The organism is Streptomyces monashensis, from assembly GCF_001866665.1.
Taxonomy (GTDB): domain Bacteria; phylum Actinomycetota; class Actinomycetes; order Streptomycetales; family Streptomycetaceae; genus Streptomyces; species Streptomyces monashensis.
The window spans coordinates 132410-149014 of sequence record NZ_MLYO01000009.1 but is presented as its reverse complement, the minus strand read 5'-3'; the positions used below and the strand labels follow the sequence as shown (position 1 = coordinate 149014).

11 protein-coding genes are annotated in these 16605 nt (G+C 68.9%); 3 read left to right on the top strand and 8 right to left on the bottom strand.

Going from position 1 to position 16605, the window contains the following annotated elements; genetic code table 11:
• Positions 1-59 precede the first annotated feature (59 nt).
• The 8 genes from BIV23_RS02055 to BIV23_RS02020 form a co-directional block, all read right to left on the bottom strand.
• Positions 60-1406: a Gfo/Idh/MocA family protein gene (locus BIV23_RS02055; RefSeq protein WP_071378957.1), complete on the bottom strand. Its 1347-nt coding sequence runs from the start codon at positions 1404-1406 to the stop codon at positions 60-62.
• Positions 1403-3625 carry a M20/M25/M40 family metallo-hydrolase gene (locus tag BIV23_RS51075; RefSeq protein ID WP_218161849.1) on the bottom strand — a complete coding sequence of 741 codons (2223 nt, stop codon included), beginning with the start codon at positions 3623-3625 and terminating at the stop codon, positions 1403-1405. Before BIV23_RS51075 ends, BIV23_RS02055 begins: the two co-directional genes overlap by 4 nt.
• Complete coding sequence (locus BIV23_RS02045; protein WP_079172875.1) at positions 3622-4743, bottom strand: DegT/DnrJ/EryC1/StrS family aminotransferase; 1122 nt, start codon at positions 4741-4743, stop codon at positions 3622-3624. Before BIV23_RS02045 ends, BIV23_RS51075 begins: the two co-directional genes overlap by 4 nt.
• Positions 4740-5879, bottom strand: a complete 1140-nt coding sequence (locus tag BIV23_RS02040; RefSeq protein WP_071378955.1) for a DegT/DnrJ/EryC1/StrS family aminotransferase — start codon at positions 5877-5879, stop codon at positions 4740-4742. The genes BIV23_RS02045 and BIV23_RS02040 overlap by 4 nt, the downstream gene beginning before the upstream one ends.
• Positions 5873-6910 (bottom strand): Gfo/Idh/MocA family oxidoreductase, encoded by a 1038-nt coding sequence (locus BIV23_RS02035; RefSeq protein WP_071378954.1) that lies wholly within the window; start codon positions 6908-6910, stop codon positions 5873-5875. Before BIV23_RS02035 ends, BIV23_RS02040 begins: the two co-directional genes overlap by 7 nt.
• A gap of 20 nt (positions 6911-6930) precedes the next feature.
• Entirely contained in the window at positions 6931-8202 is a 1272-nt protein-coding gene (locus BIV23_RS02030; protein WP_071378953.1) for a nucleotide sugar dehydrogenase, read from the bottom strand.
• A 64-nt stretch (positions 8203-8266) separates the two neighbouring features.
• A complete protein-coding gene (locus BIV23_RS49490) occupies positions 8267-9379 on the bottom strand; it encodes a GNAT family N-acetyltransferase (protein ID WP_071378952.1) in 1113 nt (370 codons plus the stop codon).
• Positions 9380-9579: 200 nt separating this feature from the next.
• Positions 9580-10872 (bottom strand): glucarate dehydratase family protein, encoded by a 1293-nt coding sequence (locus BIV23_RS02020; protein WP_071378951.1) that lies wholly within the window; start codon positions 10870-10872, stop codon positions 9580-9582.
• Positions 10873-11507: 635 nt separating this feature from the next.
• On the opposite strand from BIV23_RS02020, the gene BIV23_RS02015 reads away from it, so the two are divergent.
• The 3 genes from BIV23_RS02015 (at position 11508) to BIV23_RS02005 (ending at position 16600) form a co-directional block, all read left to right on the top strand.
• Complete coding sequence (locus tag BIV23_RS02015) at positions 11508-12935, top strand: amino acid permease (RefSeq protein WP_281250084.1); 1428 nt, start codon at positions 11508-11510, stop codon at positions 12933-12935.
• A 386-nt stretch (positions 12936-13321) separates the two neighbouring features.
• Entirely contained in the window at positions 13322-14101 is a 780-nt protein-coding gene (locus tag BIV23_RS02010) for a helix-turn-helix domain-containing protein (protein WP_177239654.1), read from the top strand.
• A gap of 1011 nt (positions 14102-15112) precedes the next feature.
• Positions 15113-16600, top strand: coding sequence for an FAD/NAD(P)-binding protein (locus BIV23_RS02005; RefSeq protein WP_177239653.1), 1488 nt, complete (start codon positions 15113-15115; stop codon positions 16598-16600).
• The last annotated feature ends 5 nt before the right edge of the window (positions 16601-16605 follow it).

Below are 16605 nucleotides of genomic sequence, written 5' to 3'. Positions count from 1 at the left end.
TTTCTCTCCGTGCTTGGTTTCGCTCCGCGTCTCTCTGGCGCGCGCGTGTGTTCCGCTGATCAGCCGATTTCTTCCTGCGGGCCTTCGACGAACCGGATCTCGTCGCCCGGCTTGAGGTCGATGTCGCCCGCGGTCCAGAGACGGTCGGAGTCGATCAGGACGTTGTAGTGGTTCGGGTAGTGGCACTCGTCGAATCCGGCGAGCGTGCCGATCCTGCGGTCAGGCCTGCCGGCCTGGCGGACCCAGACCTCGTCTCCCCGGCAGAGCATCGCGGGGTCCTGGAACTCGACGAATCCGACAAAGCCCGCCCGGTTCACCTTGTCGCCCTCGGCTCGCGGCCGGTCGGTGGTGGTGACCAGTTCGTGGATCTCGCCCACGGACACGGCGCGCGATCCCCACGGGGACAGGGTCATGCCACGGTCCTCGGTGATGTGGAAGAGGAGCCGGACGACCTTGGTGGACACCGGGTTCTTGGACGGCATGCGCAGCCGGGTGTGCTTCGTGCGGCCGATCCGGTAGGCCTCCTCGACCAGGGCGACGAGGTCGGGGCCGGGGTCGCGGTAGGAGGCGCCCGTTTCGACGGCCCTGCGGAAGTCGGCCAGGATGCCGTCGTACTCGTGACTCAACGACGCTTTGAAGCCCTCGTAGCTGGCGAGCATGTCGGCGTGCAGGGTCTCGCCGTTCCTGAGCCGCACGGTGACGTCCTTGACCTCACCGGTCGGCAGGGCCCAGTCCAGCTCTACACGTACGGGGACGCCGTCCGCGCTGTTCAGGTCCAACTCGGCGCAGAACTCCGCGCCCGAGCGGATGTCGCCGATGCTTGCGTCGGTCAGGGTGAGGTCGCCGAGCAGGAAGCGTGCCTCGTCGAGTGCGTTCGGGCCGTTGTCGATGACGCAGCCGCCGCCGCACTGATCGGGGTTGAGGTACCAGTGCTCGCCCCCCATGTGCTCGGTGATGTTCTCGTGGTACCGGACCCGTACGTGTTCGATCTGCCCTGGATCGGCGGGGAGCTGCTGCTGCAGCGCCACCAGGTTGGTGTTGTAGCGGCGGTGGAACGCGGTGAAGAGGACGCCGTCGTTGCGCTGCGCGGCCTCGGTCATGCGGGCCGCGTCCGCGGTGGTGACGGCGAGCGGCTTCTCGCAGCAGACGGAGAGCCCGGCGTCCAGGGCGGCTTCGGCCACCTCGGCGTGCAGGTTGTTGGGCAGCGTGATGACGACGGCGTCACAGAGTCCGGCGTCCAGCAGGTCCTGGTAGCGGGTGAAGGCCGGGACTCCCCGACCGGCGAACGGCTCCGTCTTGGCCTCCGCCGTGTCGCAGACCGCGGCCAGCGTGAAGGAGGCGGATCGTTCGACAGCCTCCACAAAATAGGGGGATATCGCGCCGAGGCCAATGATTCCGAGCTTCATCGAGCCGGTGTTTCCTTCCGTGAGCAGTGGTCGTCCGTCCGCGGCAGCCGCGCCTTCGCGCCGAAGCGCAGGACGAGGTCGCGGCAGCGGGTGGCGTAGGTCTCCAGGTCGTCCAGGCGGACGTGTTCCGTCGGAGTGTGCGCGCCGTTGCCATCCAGCGTTCCGGGTCCGCAGGTGACCACGTATCGGCCGGGGCCTGCGGCCCAGATGGCGTCGCAGGTGAAGGCGGAGCCGTCCGCGACCCCGTCGTGCCGGGGCAGTCCGCAGGAGGCCAGCAGTGCCTCCATCTCGGGATCCCGGTTGGCCAGAGGCGGCAGGCTGCGCTTGAGCCAGTCCAGTCGTACGACCTTCGTCCAGTCCTCGGCGAGACGCCGGGCGACGGGGTTGTCCGGGTAGCGCTCCAGCAGCTCGGCCCTGGCGGCGGGCAGGGACTCCTCCACCGCGCGGGCCAGTTCGGCAGCCGCCGCGGTGTCGTAGTAGGCGATGTTCAGGCGCAGCCGGCCGGATCCGTAGACGCGGTTGTGCGACATGCCGGTGTGCAGGCCCGCGACGCAGACCTTCGCGCCGAGACGTTCGGCGATCGGTGCCAGCCTGTCGGTGAGGGAGCAGGCGAGCAGGGACAGCGCCAAGGTGGCGTTGTGCCCGTCATAGGGGTGGTCGTCGGTGCTGTCGTCCCCGGTGACCGATACTTGGGGCGTCATCGCGGCGCTGCAGGCGTCGAGGGACCGGCCGCCGGTGGGCTCGGCGAAGACCATGAGCCGCCCCACGACCCCGGATTCGACGAGCCACCGGGTTCCGTACACGCCCATGGCACCGCCCTCCTCTCCGGGCACGCTCGCGATCTGCACCTCGATCTCGTGGGCGAGTCCGGGGTCCTCGGCGAAGGCTGCGGCGATGCCGAGGAGCGCGGCCACGCCCGGCCCCTTGTCGTCGACGGCCCCTCTGCCGTGTACGGTGCGGCCGTCCAGGCGGGGCGGCACGTGGGGTCCCACGGTGTCCATGTGGAAGTTGAACACCAGCCTCCGGTCGGCGGGTTGAGGGTCCCCCATGCCGACCACCACCGAGGGCTGGGCGCCGAGGAAGCCCTCCGGGTCGCCCTGCACCGCCTGGTGCACCTGCTCGGGCACACCCGGCTGGCTCAGGAAATCGGCAGGCGGGCAGGTGCGCTGCTTCAGTGCAAGACCTCGGCGGACGGCCCCGGCGGCGAAGAGCTCCTGGGCGCGGGCGATGCCCGACGGGTCCCCGCCTTCGAAGGGCGACACGGTGTTCTCGGCCATCAGGTCCAGCAGCCACCGTACGTCCTCGGCGCGGAACCGCACCGGCCCGTTGGATCCTGCGGGAGCTTCGGGCCCGGTCGCCGTGTCCGCGCCGCAGGCGGAAGCCAGCTCGGTGAAACGGCGGCCGTAGTCGCGGTACGCGGACTCCAGCCGGCCCGGGTCGCCCACCACTCCCAGGTGCGGAATGAGCGCTATGTGCGGCTCGATGCTGTACCAGCCCCGATAGCCCGCCTCCTCCAACGCACGCACGCATCCGGCCACGTCCGCGGCGCCCGTGCCGGGCATGCCGAAGACCGCGTTGCCGTCATCGTCCCGGTCACCGTCCTTGATGTGCACGTGCTCCACCCAGGGGAGGACGTCCCGCAGGAACGGCAGCGCCTCGTATCCGTACGCCAGGCCGTTGCCCGTGTCGAACACAAGCCGCAGCGCGGGACTGTCGATCTCCGTGATCAGCTCCACTGTGTGCCGCGCGCTCCGGCTCGCCCAGCCATGGCAGTTCTCGTGCAGCAGCACGACGCCGGAGTCGGCGGCCCTGCGCGTCAGTTCCCGCATGCGTCGCAGCGACTCGGCCCGCCACCGGTCCTCGGGAAGACCGTCGTTGGGGTACGACATCACGCGCAACCGCGTACACCCCAGCAGCCGTGCACGCTTCAACGTGCGCTCCAGCAAGGAGAGTTCGTCGTCGAAGTCGCACGAGACGGTCACCGCCCAGCTGCCCAGCGGCGTGTCGATCACCGGGACTTCCAGGCCGGCGGCGCCGATGCGCTCGGCGGCATCACGGACCGTGTCCTCGGGCAGGTCGTGGATGCCCACGCCGTCGACGGTGCGCAGCTCAAGGCCGGCGAAACCCAGTTCGCTGTGAACGCGTATCTGGCTCTCCAGGCCGGGCGCCGCCTCGTCGCCGATACCGCACAGCCGGCTCCCCGGCACACCGGCGCTCACCGCGCGCTCCCGAACCCGGCAGCCGCGGCGGCAACCCGGTCTACGACGCCGGCCGGCAGCCCCGGATACAGCGGCAGCACGAGCGATTCGGCAGCGAACAGCTGTGCGACGGGGAACTCCCCTGCAGGGTCGAGCTGTTCGTGCGCGAGGCCCTGCCGGTGAAGCGCGAGAGGCCGAGGGAGCGCCGTTTCGATTCCCTGGGCTGCCAAATGTTCCCGCAGTTGGTCCCGCCGTGCCGTGCGGACCAGGTATCCGTCGGCGAACGCCGTCACGCCGCCGTGGACGGCGCGCACGTCCTCAGCGCGACGCAGGCCTTGCGCGTACCGCCCCGCCAGCAGGTGCTGCTCCTCGAGCAGGGAAGCGAGCTCGGCCAGTCGGCGCAGCAGGAACGCGGCGCCGATCTCGTCCATACGGCAGTTGTAACCGATGTGGTGGTACAGGAAGCGGGTGTTGAGGTCCTGGCCGTGGTTTCGCAGCATGCGGCACAGCGCGCCGGCATCCGTGTCATCGGTGAGGATCACGGCCGCGTCACCGACGGCGCCGAGGAGCCCTTCGGGTCGGAAGGAGAGGATCTGCACGACGCCTTCACCCGCCGCCGTGTCCGTGGCGGGCCGGGTGCCGATCAGCTCGACCACGGGCAGCCCGTGGCGCCCGGCCATGTCCCGCACGGGACCGCTCGCGCCGACGGTCACCACTGCCCGCGTCGCGGGGCTCAGGGCGGCCTCGGCGAGCCAGGCGTCCAGGACGCCGTCGGCCTCCCGGACGTCGGTCAGGACCGGGCGCGCTCCCGCCGACACCACCGCACTCAGCGCCGGCCACTCCGCGTACGCGGGCAGCACGACCTCGTCTCCGCTCCGGACGCCGAGGGACTTGAGGGCCAGGAGCAGTCCGCCGGTGGTACTCGCGCACGCCACGGCGTGTGCCCTGCCGAGGCGGCCGGCCACCTCGGTTTCGAGGGCCGCGACCCGGGACTTGAGGATGAACTCGTCGCTGCGGGCGATCTCCTCGACCAGGCCGACGATGTCGTCCGCGAGCGGCGCGTACCGCTGAGCGGTGCCGTACGCCGTAACGCGCACCCCGGTTTCCTCGCCGGGTGCTGTCGTGGGGCTCTTGGTCATCGTGCTTCTCCGTGGAACTCGTGCAGCAGGTCGCAGACGCGGTCGACCTGCGCCTCGGTGAGGTCGGGGTAGAGGGGCAGCGCGATGGCCCTCCGAGCGGCGGCGTCGGCCACCGGGACGGGGAGCCGCGCCCCCGGAAGAGAGCGGAAGCAGGGCTGTTCGGCCAGGGTCCGCGGGTAGTAGATCTCGGTCCCGACGCCGTTGTCCGCGAGGAATCGGGCCAGTTCGTCCCTGCGCTCGGTCTCGATCAGGTAGACGTACCAGACCAGGTTCGACGGCTCGTGCGCGTGCGCTCGCACGGGCGTCGTGACCAGCGGCGCGAGCGGGGCGAGCCGAGCGGTGTAGCGCTCGGCGAGTTCCGCGCGCCGGGCGATGTCCGTGTCCAGGGTCCGCAGCCGGGTGAGGAGCACAGCGGCCTGGAGCTCGTCGCAGCCGCTGTCCAGGCAGGCCACCGCGGACGGCTCTGCCGCGTCGAGGGGGACGTCCTGGCGCAGCCGGAGCGCCTGTCGGGCCAGCTGCTCGTCGTCGGTGATGAGCATTCCGCCGTCGCCGAGTGCTCCCAAGGTCTTGGTGGGGAAGAAGGAGAGCACCCCGGCGCGCCCCCACAGTCCGGCGTGCCGGCCACCGGCGCGCATGCCGATCGCCTCGGCGCTGTCCTCGAAGAAGTCGAGGCCGTGCTCGTCCGCGAGCGTGCGCAGCGCGTGCAGATCAGCGGTCTGGTGGAAGAGGTGCACCGCCACGATGGCTTTGGTGCGGGGGCCTATGGCGTTCCGTACCGACTCCGGATCCAGGGCGTACGAATCGGGGAGAACGTCGGCGAAGACCGGCTCGGCTCCCGCGTGGACGACACTGGAAGCGGTGGCGAAGAAGGTGTACGCCGGGACGATCACCTCGTCACCCGGACCGATTCCGGCCGCTGTCAGCATCAGGATCAGCGCGTCGGACGCGCTGTTGCAGGCGACGGCGTGGCGCGCACCGGTGTACGCCATGACGGCCTGTTCCAGTTCGGCGACCGTCGCTGCGTTCACGAAGCGCCCCGAAGTCGCGATGTCCCGTACCAGGGAGGCCAGGATGTCCCGGTCCCTGTGCAGCGAGACGGCACCCGAAAAGAAGGGCACGGTTCGGTCGGTCAGCATGATGCAGCCTTTCTCGGCCCGCTCAGGGCGGGGGCTTCCATTTCGCCGTGCGGTGCTGTGCTCGCGGCGGCCGCCGCGTCCAGCACCTCCATCGCGGCCAGGTGCAGGGCGGGCTCCGTACCGGGCGGCCGTGGGCGGTTGCCCAGGTAGAACTGGTAGGCGTCCTCGATCAACGCCGTCAGCGGGGCGTCGGGGACTATCCGCGGCCTCTCCTGCCCGGTGATCCAGATCTGCCCGAAGGGATCGTCGCCGCTGATCGGGTAGTGCGCCGTGATCTCGCCCGCGGTTCCGGTGAGCGTGAGCCGGCGTACGCGTACCGGCGATGTCAGGTCGCTCACCAGCGTGCTGGTGACCCGCTCGCCCATGGGACCGGTGTGTTCCAGTCCGACGCGGGCCCCGCCGAGGTGGGGCAGCGTGGCTCCGGGCAGCACCATCGGCCACGTGGCGCAGCCGGTCAGGTGGGCTGTGCCGCACAGGTGGAGGGCGAGCAGGACCTGGTGCGGCATTTCGATCTGGAGAGCGCTGCCGTGTGCGTCGTTGGAAAGACTCCGCCGGAAGCGGGGCTTGTGCTGCTCCATCTGCAGTGCCTTCAGCCGGCCTATGCGGCCGTCGTCCAGCAGTCCGATGGCTTCGCGGGTGACCGCACTCGACGGCCACACGCCCACGGGTACGAGGTGCCCTCCGGCCTCCTCGATCAGTGCCAGCAACGCACGTGCCTGTGCGGCCGTAGGGGCCAGTGGCTTCTCCACGATGAACCGGCGGGCGCCGGCGGACAGCAACTCCCTTACGGCCTTGAGGTGTTGACTGGCAGGAGTGGTCACGTGGAACACGCCCCGCCCCGGGTCGCCCAACACGGCGGCGGCCGCTGCCGGACTCGCGCACCACCGGGCGTCCGCGGGCAGTCCGTCCCGGCAGGCCGGGTCGACGACCAGTGCCTCGCCCGTGGGTACTGCCCTTTTCGCGGCGAGGGATCTCAGGCTGCGGTGGTGCAGGTCGCGGCCCGCGCGGCCGTAGCCCACGATCACCGGCATCAGCGCCGGTCTCCCCGACGTCACAGGTGGAACACCCCGTCGCCCACCACGGAGCTGTTCCAGGCGTCGAGGACCAGCGGCGCCGCGTACCACAGCGGCCGCTCGGTGAACTCCTCGTGGAGCGTGGTGAGCACCAGGCAGTCCTGCTCCATGACGGTCGAGCGCTCCCACGTGGCCCGGTGCACGGCGCCGTCGCCCACGGTCAGCTCGGGCACGTACGGGTCCACGTAGCTGACCTCGGCGCCACGGCGCCGGAGCTCCTCGATGATGTCGCGGGCCGGCGAGTTGCGCGTGTCGGAGACCTCCGGCTTGTAGGCCACGCCGACGATCAGGATCTTGCTGCCGCGCAGCTTCCTGCCCGTGTCGTCCAGCAGCTGCTCGGCGCGGTCGGCGACTTGCAGCGGGCGGGCCAGCATGCGCCGGTACGCGGTGTCGATCAGCGGGAGTTCCCGGTCGGACTTCGCGGCCACCGACTTGAGGAACAGCGGGTCCACCGCGATGCACTCGCCGCCGACTCCCGGCCCCGGGTGATGGGCCATGAAGCCGTACGGCTTCGTCGCCGCGGCCTCGATGACGTCGCGCACGGGAATGCCGAGACTCTTGCACAGGTCGGCCAGCTCGTAGGTGAGCGTGATGTTCACCAGCCGGAAGGTGTTCTCGAAGACCTTGGCGGTCTCGGCGATCTCCAGGTTCTTGACCGGAACGATGGTCTGGCACACCGATTCGAGCAGCTGCTGCGCCCGGCGGGTGCTGTCCTCGTTCATCCCGCCGACCAGCTTGGGGGTGTTGGCGAGCGTCCAGCCGTCACGGTTGGCCGGGTTGATGCGCTCGGGCGCGTTGGCGACGAAGAAGTCCACCCCGGCGCGCAGCCCCGAACGCTCGCCGAGGAACTCGGCGGCCGCGGCCGTGGTGCCCGGCGGGACCGTGGACTGCAGGATGACCAGCATCTCCGGCCGCACGAGAGGGGCCAGGGTGTCCAGTGCGCTCTGCAGGATGTCCAGGTCCGGTTCACCGGCCGGCGTCACCGGCGTGGGCACGCAGATGATGACTGCGTCCGTCTCGGCCAGGTCCGCGCTGTCGCCGGTGACCGTGAGGTTCTCGGACGCCGCGGCGATCTGCTCACCCGAGATGTCGGTGAGGTACGACGTGTGCGCCCGGAGCGCTGCGATCTTCCGTGCGTCGATGTCGTACCCGGTGACGGGATGCCCCGCCTCGGCGAATCCGAGCGCCAGCGGCAGGCCGGTGTAGCCGAGCCCCATGATGCCGACGCGCTTGCGCCTGTTGTGGGCCATGTTCTCCCCTGATGAAAACGATGCGGGATGGGTGCGTAACGTGGTGAGGGCGAAGGTGCGCGGGTCAGGACGGCTCGGCGCCGCTGGTGAGCGCCTGGAAGCGCTCGCGGTTGGCGACGTCCAGGCGGGAGAAGACGTCCGACAGGTCACGGTGCACGCGCTTGTCCAAGAAGCGGGCATAGACAATGCCGTCCTCGTGCCGGCAGCCGCGCAGGGTCTTGACCCGGTGGGCCGACTTGCCCCAGTGGACGCGTCCGCAACCGAGTTCGATGGCCCGCTTGATGGGCTCGACGTAACCCACGTTGATGTAGATGCGGGAGTCGTCCTGGACTTCGTCGTTGCGGCCGTAGCGCAGGACGTGCATCGTGCCGTGTCCGTACAAGCTCATGGAATAGCCGATCAGGTCGTCGCCGGAGCGCACGCCGATGAAGCGACGGTCGGCCACCAGCCGCTCGAAACGCTCGAAGGACTCCTGCGTGAACTCGACAGCCGGCCGGTTGTAACGCTCCATCAGCGCGCGGTGCTGATCGGCGAGCACGGTGGCGTCCGGGCCCAGTTCAGCGATGTCGCACACGGTGAGGCCGCTGCTGAGAAAGTGGTTGATGTCGTTCTTGAACCGCTTGCGCGGCCCCCGCGCCAGGGCGGAGGTGAGGAACTCCTCGATGTCGCCGCCGGATACGTCCAGGTAGAAGTCGCCTTCGTAGAAGGCCGAGGCGAAACCGGCCGCGGCCAGGCCCGCGCGCAAGGCTGCGTCCGAGCCCAGGACGAACGGCAGCACGACCGCGGCGAGGCCTGTCTGCCCGGCCCACTCCGTGATCTGTTCGAGGAAGTCGCGAGTCGCCGTCGGATCCTGGGTGAAGACGCGCGAGCGCAGCCTCACGGGGACCCCGAGAGCCAGGTGGGAGGCCCAGCGGCCGAAGGGGCCCGCATCTCCGCCTCCGGCGAAGTCACCGAGGCGGAAGGTGAGCGGGATGGGTTCGCGGTAGACGTATGCGGGAGCGAACGCCGTCAGTCTGTTTCCGTCCGCGCAGTCGCGCTCGTAGAAGTAGAGCACCCGCGCACGTGAGCCGTGCTCCTCCTCCACGAAGGAGAGGTACTGCTTTCCGAAGAGGCAGTCGGCGGTCAGTTCGTCCAGCTCTTCAGGGGAGAAGTCCGCGATCGACTCGGTAACACGCATTCTCAGTCAACTCTCTGCTGCACGACACCCCCGCGGCAACGTTCCCTGCGTGCTGCGCACTCGGGGCCGGTGACGCGACGGTAGGACTCCGCGGAGGTGTGACTTGCGGGACGGCCGGGCAGGCCGGCCACCGTGGCCCAACTCGACCGGCGGGGCGGGGACTCGGCCACGATCGTCCCCGCCCCGTTGCCGCCGGCTGTTCAGAGACTGGTGAACCGCGGCGTCGCGCCCGTCCATTCGGGGTCCACGGCCCGCATCGGGGTCACGTCGTCACGGGTGCGGACGCCGCACTTCACCCACTGCTCGTGCAACCGCGCGACCGCGTCCTCGTCCAGTTCCACGCCGAGACCGGCACCGTCGGGCACCCGGACCGCGCCCTGGTCGAAGCCCAGCGTGCCGGGCACGATGATGTCCTCGGTCTGCCACGGCGTGTGCGTGTCACACGAGTAGGCGAGGCTGCGGGAGACGGCGCCGAAGTGCGTCATCGCGGCCAGGCTGATCCCCAAGTGGGTGTTGGAGTGCATCGAAAGCGACAGGCCGAAGGTCTCGCAGATCCCGTCGAGCACCTGCGACTGGCGCATGCCGCCCCAGAAGTGGTGATCCGAGAGGATCACCTGCGGCGCCCCCTCGCGCACGGCCTCCGGGATGTCCTCGAAGGCGGTCACGCACATGTTGGTCGCCAGGGGCATGGAGACCCTGCGGGCGACCTCGGCCATGGCGGGGGTGCCGCCGACCGGGTCCTCCAGGTATTCCACGACGCCTTCGAGCTTCTGACCGACCTGGACCGCCACGTCGACGGTCCAGGCGGCGTTCGGGTCGATACGGATCGGATGGTCGGGGAACGCGTCACGCAACGCCAGGACCGTGTCGATCTCCTGGCCGGGCCGCAGCACGCCGCCCTTCAGCTTCAGGGAGGTGAAACCGTACGCGTCGACCATGCGCCGCGCCTGCGCCACCATCGCGTCGGGCGTGAGGGCCTCCCCCCAGCTGTCGGGCGCGTAGGGAGCGTTCGGGTGCTCGGCCCACTTGTAGAAGAGGTACGCACTGTACGGGACGGAGTCGCGGACCTTTCCGCCGAGCAGCTCGTGCAGCGGGCGTCCGAGGGCCTTTCCCTGAATGTCGAGGCAAGCCACCTCGAAGGCCGAGAAGACGGCCGCCTTGGTCTTGCTCGACGCGGCGCCGGCCATCGGATACCCGGCGCCCACGGGGACCTCGTTGCTGCTGTCACCGGCCAGTGCGTCCATGGCCTCGGCGACGGTCGCCCGCAGGACGTTGGTCGCGAACGGGTCGGTGCCCGGCAGCTTCTGGGCCACTGCACGCAGCCAGACCAGCATCTGGTCGTCTCCGTAGGTCTCACCGAGACCGGTCAGCCCCTCGTCCGTGTGCAGCCGGATGACCGATCGCAGTGCGTGCGTCTGATGAACTCCCTCCGAGTTCAGCAGAGGTGGGTCCTGCACGGCGATGGGCGTGATCTCCACGGACTTGATCAGCATTTATTGCTGGCCTTTCGATAGTACTTGGCGGGCCGTCCCTGAAACACGCACACATGTTCCGTGAAATCTGCTGTTTCGCGGAATGCGGGACGCAGGAGTGCGCCGCTCATGCCGGATCGGGAAAGTCAGGGCGTCCATGACCGGGACCCTTGTCACCTCGACGTCTGCCTGCGGGACAACTCAGCTTCTTTGCCGATGCGGCTCGCCGTCGCTCCCACAGGTCGTGAGTGACTGAATGGCAAGACGCTATACACAAGTCGGGTCGGTGATCAACCTGCGTCCGATCATCGTGGGGCCCGGATCCGGATCGTGGCACTCGGCCACCACGCCGAGCGAGGCCCGCTCCGTGAAGAAGCGCGACCGCCGAACCTTCACATCCATGGCTTCTTCCGCGAGACACCTAAGAAACCACGATCGAGTCTGGCGGCCGGCAGGTCGAACCATCGGCAAATTATTGCCGGTTGACACTCGGACCGCATCGGAAAGATCCTTTCCACCGGCGGAATCTTCCGTGCGTCCGAAACCCGTGAGGCCGTGGTCCTCCCGGTTGCATATTTCGACAGCGAGGAGCTCACGAGGCTCTCTCGCTGTTTCTGTGTGAGGCTACTTTGAGAAAACTGAACTCCGGTGGTGCCATCGACTCCGCCGAAGAGCCCGAGCCGCGGACCCGGCCCGGCGAAGAACAGAGCGAATACCGGCGAAGGCTCGGCACGCGACAGACCCAGATGATCGCCATCGGCGGAACCATCGGAACGGGACTCTTCCTGGGCGCCGGAACGGCCATCGCCGAGGCAGGCCCGAGCCTCCTCATCTGGTATGCCTTGGCGGGCGCCGTGGTGTTCCTGGTCGTCCGCGCCCTGGGCGAGCTGCTCATGTACCGCCCGGCATCCGGGAGTTTCGCCGACTATGCACGGGAGTTCCTCGGGCCGTTCTGGGGCTACGCCACCACCTGGACATATTGGATCATGTGGGTGACCACCGGCATGGCGGAGATCACCGCGGCCGGCCAGTTCGTCCGCTACTGGTATCCCGGCTTCGACCAGTGGAAAACGGCCCTGATCGCGCTGGTGGTGCTCACCTGCGCCAACCTCATCTCGGTCAAGATCTTCGGTGAGCTGGAGTTCTGGTTCGCCATGGTCAAGGTGACTGCCATCCTCGGCGTGATCCTTGTCGGCCTCGGTGTCCTCGTCCTGGGCTTCGGCGACGCCGGTCGGACCGCGTCCGTGACCCACCTGTGGGCTGACGGCGGCCTCGCACCGCACGGCGTGTGGAACTCCCTCATGACTCTGCAGATCGTGCTCTTCGCCTATCTCGGCGTGGAACTGGTGGGCGTCACGGCGGGAGAGACCAAGGATCCGGAGAAGAACATCCCGCGCGCGATCAACACCCTGCCCCTGCGCTTCGGACTGTTCTACATCGGCGCTCTCGTCGTCATCCTGTCCGTCGTCAGCTGGAGTGAATTCCACCCCGGTACGAGCCCGTTCGTCGCTGCCTTCACGAAGATCGGCATCCCCGCGGCGGCCGGCATCGTCAACTTCGTCGTCCTCACCTCCGCGCTGTCCTCCTGCAACGCGGGCGGCCTCTACGCGACGGCCCGCATGCTGCGGACCGCGGGCCTCAACGGAGACGGCCCCACGTCGTTGGCCCGGCTCACGGACAAGGGCGTGCCGAGGACCGCCCTGTTCGTGTCGGCACTGGTCATGGCCGGTGGAGTCGCGATCAACGCGATCGACCCGGAACACGCCTTCACGTACATCACCAGCGTCTCCACGGGTGGCGCCATCCTGGTCTGGAGCATCATCCTCGTGACGCACCTGCGCTACCGCGAGGCAGTGCGCGAGGGACGTGCCGCGGCGTCGCCGTACCGCATGCCCGGCGCACCGTACTCCAACTGGCTGGCCCTCGCGGGCTTCGCCTTCGTCACCGTCCTGATCGCGTGGCACGCGGATACCCGGGTGTCCCTGTATGTGATCGGGGTGTGGATCATCCTGCTGGTGGCGGGGTATGCAGCGCGACGCACGCGCACCCCGGCAACCACTGCCGCCACCGCCGAGGACGTCTGACCCCGTCCTGTGACCGCCTGTGGCGTGCCGCTCCCGTCGGTACGCCGCAGGCGGTTGCGTGCTTTGCTGCCGCACTCGCGATACCTGCGGCGCCGACGAGACGTGGCCGCGGCGCCCAGGGCACGGTGCAACTCGGCAGATCAAGCCACAGAAATGCCCCAACAGCCATTTTCTGCACACTTCAGGCTGTGACCGCTCTCGGAGGTGACAACAATCACCCGATTCCGGCCATGAAACGAACAAACCAGCCAGACGCCGAAGGGAAAATGATCAGTGCAGGGAGTCTGTGAGGTGACGAGTTCGCTTCGCTGCTGAGAACGCTGGAGGAGAAGCTTTCCGTGCAACTGGTCGGTCTTGAGAGTGAGATGGACCCGCGTTCGGTCCCCATGACGCTTCAGGTCTTTCTGCGGGCGTGGCGAGCCTCGGCCGGCGCCAAGCTGGGGCGCGGCAAGCCGATCTCCCAGAGGGAGGTCGCCAGGCGCATGCGGGTGAGCGAGCGCTGGTACCGCAATCTGGAGAACGGCGATCCCGTACCGCTGCCCGGGGAGCGGCTCGGCCAGCTCGCCACCGCACTCGTGCTCGGGCCCGATGAGCAGATGGCGCTGTACGCCCACGCGCTGGGCGGCGAGCCGGAGCCGCAGGCGGACACAGGCGAAGCGCTGGACGCGGCCAAACGGCTGGTGGAGAACGCCGAGCCGTTCCCCATGTACCTGGCCGACCGCGCGTGGAACGTCATCGCTCACAACGCGATGGCGGGCGAGTGGTTCCCGTGGTTCCGCGCACCCTCGCCCAACGTCCTGCGCTGGGCCCTGACCACCGCCGAAGCCCGTGAGCAGCTGGTGGACTGGCGTCACAACGCCCAGATGTACCTGGCCCAGCTGCGCTTCACCGTGCTGAGCCGGTACGACGACGCGGAAGTGCGGCGCCTGCTCGACGAGATCCTCGCCGTTCCGGAGTGCCGCCGGCTGTGGGACCAGGAGACGCAGGTCGTCGCCTACCGCCAAGGGCACCGGTTCAGTCTGCGGCTCCCGTGGATCTCGGATCAGTGCGTCACCGTCACCGCACAGGTCCTGCTGCCCGCCTACGTGTCCGGTATCCGCACCGTGGCCCTCATACCGGACACAGGAGCCGTACTGACGGCGCAGACGGGATCGCCTCGGAAGTGATTCCGCGAGCAAGGTGATGTCTCGCGTGGTGATGCGGTGAGCTCCGGCATCCTTGCCGCCTGCCGGTGTCGATCCCGCCCCACGGCCGGCTCCTGATGATCTGTGGGCTCTGGTCGCTGCATTGCTGCCGTCGTACAACTCCCGTCCACGGCCGCAGGACTGCCCCATGTGACGAGCGGACCGTGTGCACAGCGTTCGTGTATGTGCTGACCAGCGGGTGCTGCGGGCTGCATCTGCCCAAGACGTTCGGTGTCCGGGCCGAGAGGGGGCGCGCCGACCGGGGCCGAACCCGGACGATCGCGGCGAGACGGGCAGCAAGCACATGTTCCGTCCGAGGTCCACGGCATCCCTCCGAGAGTCGCTGTCTGCGCCGCGAACACGCACGCCGGCGTGGCCCTCAAGCCGCTGATCCGCGGAGTACCGGTCGTCCACTCCCGCCGTGTGCCGCGGGGGCGCCGCCCCGTCAGACTCCGCGCGGACAAGCGTAATTCTTCGCCGAGCATCTGGCCTGGTGACGACGACCAGGGCTCGTCCCGCGAATCTCTCGTGCGGGGATCGAGTCGAGGGAGTGGCTCGTCCGGCACCGCTGGAAGAACGAGCGGTCGTCCGCCTGGCCGCTCGGTTGCCGCCGCCTCACCATCCGATACGAGCGGAAGGGCAGCCGCTTCCTCGCCTTCCTCGGCCTCGCCGCCGCACCGACCTGCTGCAGGAAACGCGCCAGACCGACCACATGAGACATCCTCAAGCCTCCGGGGTCTGCTGATTCTTGCATACGGTGCTGCGGCACTCTTCTTCCGCAGCTATCTCCCCAGTGCCGGGATGCGGCATTTTTTTGCCGGTTGACCGAGGCGTTCACGGACGGCTCATGCGGCATTATTTTGCCTCTTGACGATCGATGCGGATGGCGGCAGCATTCTCCGAGGTCAATGGCCGCCCTCCCACAGATTGGGCGGCAGTTCTTCAGCCGGGGAGATACCCACGAGGATCCCCAGGCCCCGTCAGAGGAATGCAGTGAAATTCGCTATAATCGGCGGCGGCGCCACCGGCGTGAGCCTTGTCGACGCACTTGCCCGCCGCGGTCTGACGCAGGAAATCGACCTGACCGTCTACGAACCGGCAAAAGAGATCGGTCGGGGAAACGCCTATCGCACGGACGCCCGATCGGCGCTCCTGAACCGGCAGGCGGAATTCATGTCGATCCGGTGGAGCGAGCCGAGGCATTTTCTTGGCTGGCTGGGAAATCACCAGGACCCGGAAGTCCGCGCGTACGCACGCCTCGGGTCTTTCCCGCCCCGGCAGCTCTTCGGTGACTACACCTCCGAATGCTTCGAACGCCTCAAGGATTCCTGGACCGATCACGGCCGGTCCATCGACGTGGTCCACGAGACCGCCGTGTCGATGACGCGCGGACATGCAGGGCAGGGGCTCGTCATCGCCACCGCGTCCGGCGCCTCGCGGATGTACGACGGCGCCGCTCTGTGCGTGGGAACCGCCGCGCCGGTCGATTGCTACGGGCTCGCGGGGCATCCCCGGTACGTGAACGACCCGTACCCCTTGTGGATCACGGTGGAGACGGTCGGCAGGGACGACCACGTCACCGTGCTCGGGACCAGCCTGACGGCAGTGGACATCGTCACCGCGCTGCTCGATCGGGGGCACCGCGGGCCGATCACCATGGTGTCGCGCCGCGGACTGCTGCCCGGCGTGCGCCAGCGGCACCGCGACACAACCGCCGAGGCCCTCACCGAGGCGGCCGTGCGCAGGATGGCCGACGGCCCGCGGGGACTGACGCTCGCGGCGGTACTGGATCTGATGCGCGCCGAACTCGCCGCACACGCCATCGATCCCGGCATCCTCGACAAGGAGGCCGACCCGCGCGAGGACCCGGCCGGCCGCCTCGCGCGGCACCTGGAGCTGGCCGAGCGCGAGGTGCTGTGGCAGCCGCTGCTCATCACTGCGGCGAACGACCTGATCGAACTCGTCTGGTCACTGTGGTCCGACGCCGAGCGCAACACCTACCTGCGCGACTACCACCACATCTTCCAGAGCCTGTGCAACCCGATGCCCATGCCCACCGCTCACAAGCTGCTCAGCGCGGTCGAGGCCGGGCAACTCCGCCTGCGTCGCGGCATCCAGGACGTACGGGCCCACGGCGAGGCATTCACCGTCGTCTGCCGGGACGAGACGTTCCGGACGGACGCGGTCATCAACTCCGCCAAGCGCGAGAAGGCCCCGTCGCCGAGCGCGGCGACCGCACTGTGCGCGTCCGTCGTCAACGCCGGCCTGGGACGGTACAACCCCTTCGGCGGCCTGACCGTCGACAGCGCGGACAACCGGCTCGTACCGGCAGACGGTTCCGCGTCCTCACCCGTGTTCGCGCTGGGACAGCTCGCGGCCGGATCCCTCTACTACACCAGCTCACTCGCGATGATCGCCCGCCGGGTCGAGCTGGTCGCCGACCGAGTCACCGAAGCGGTCGCCGTCGCGAAACCGCAGTAACCCCC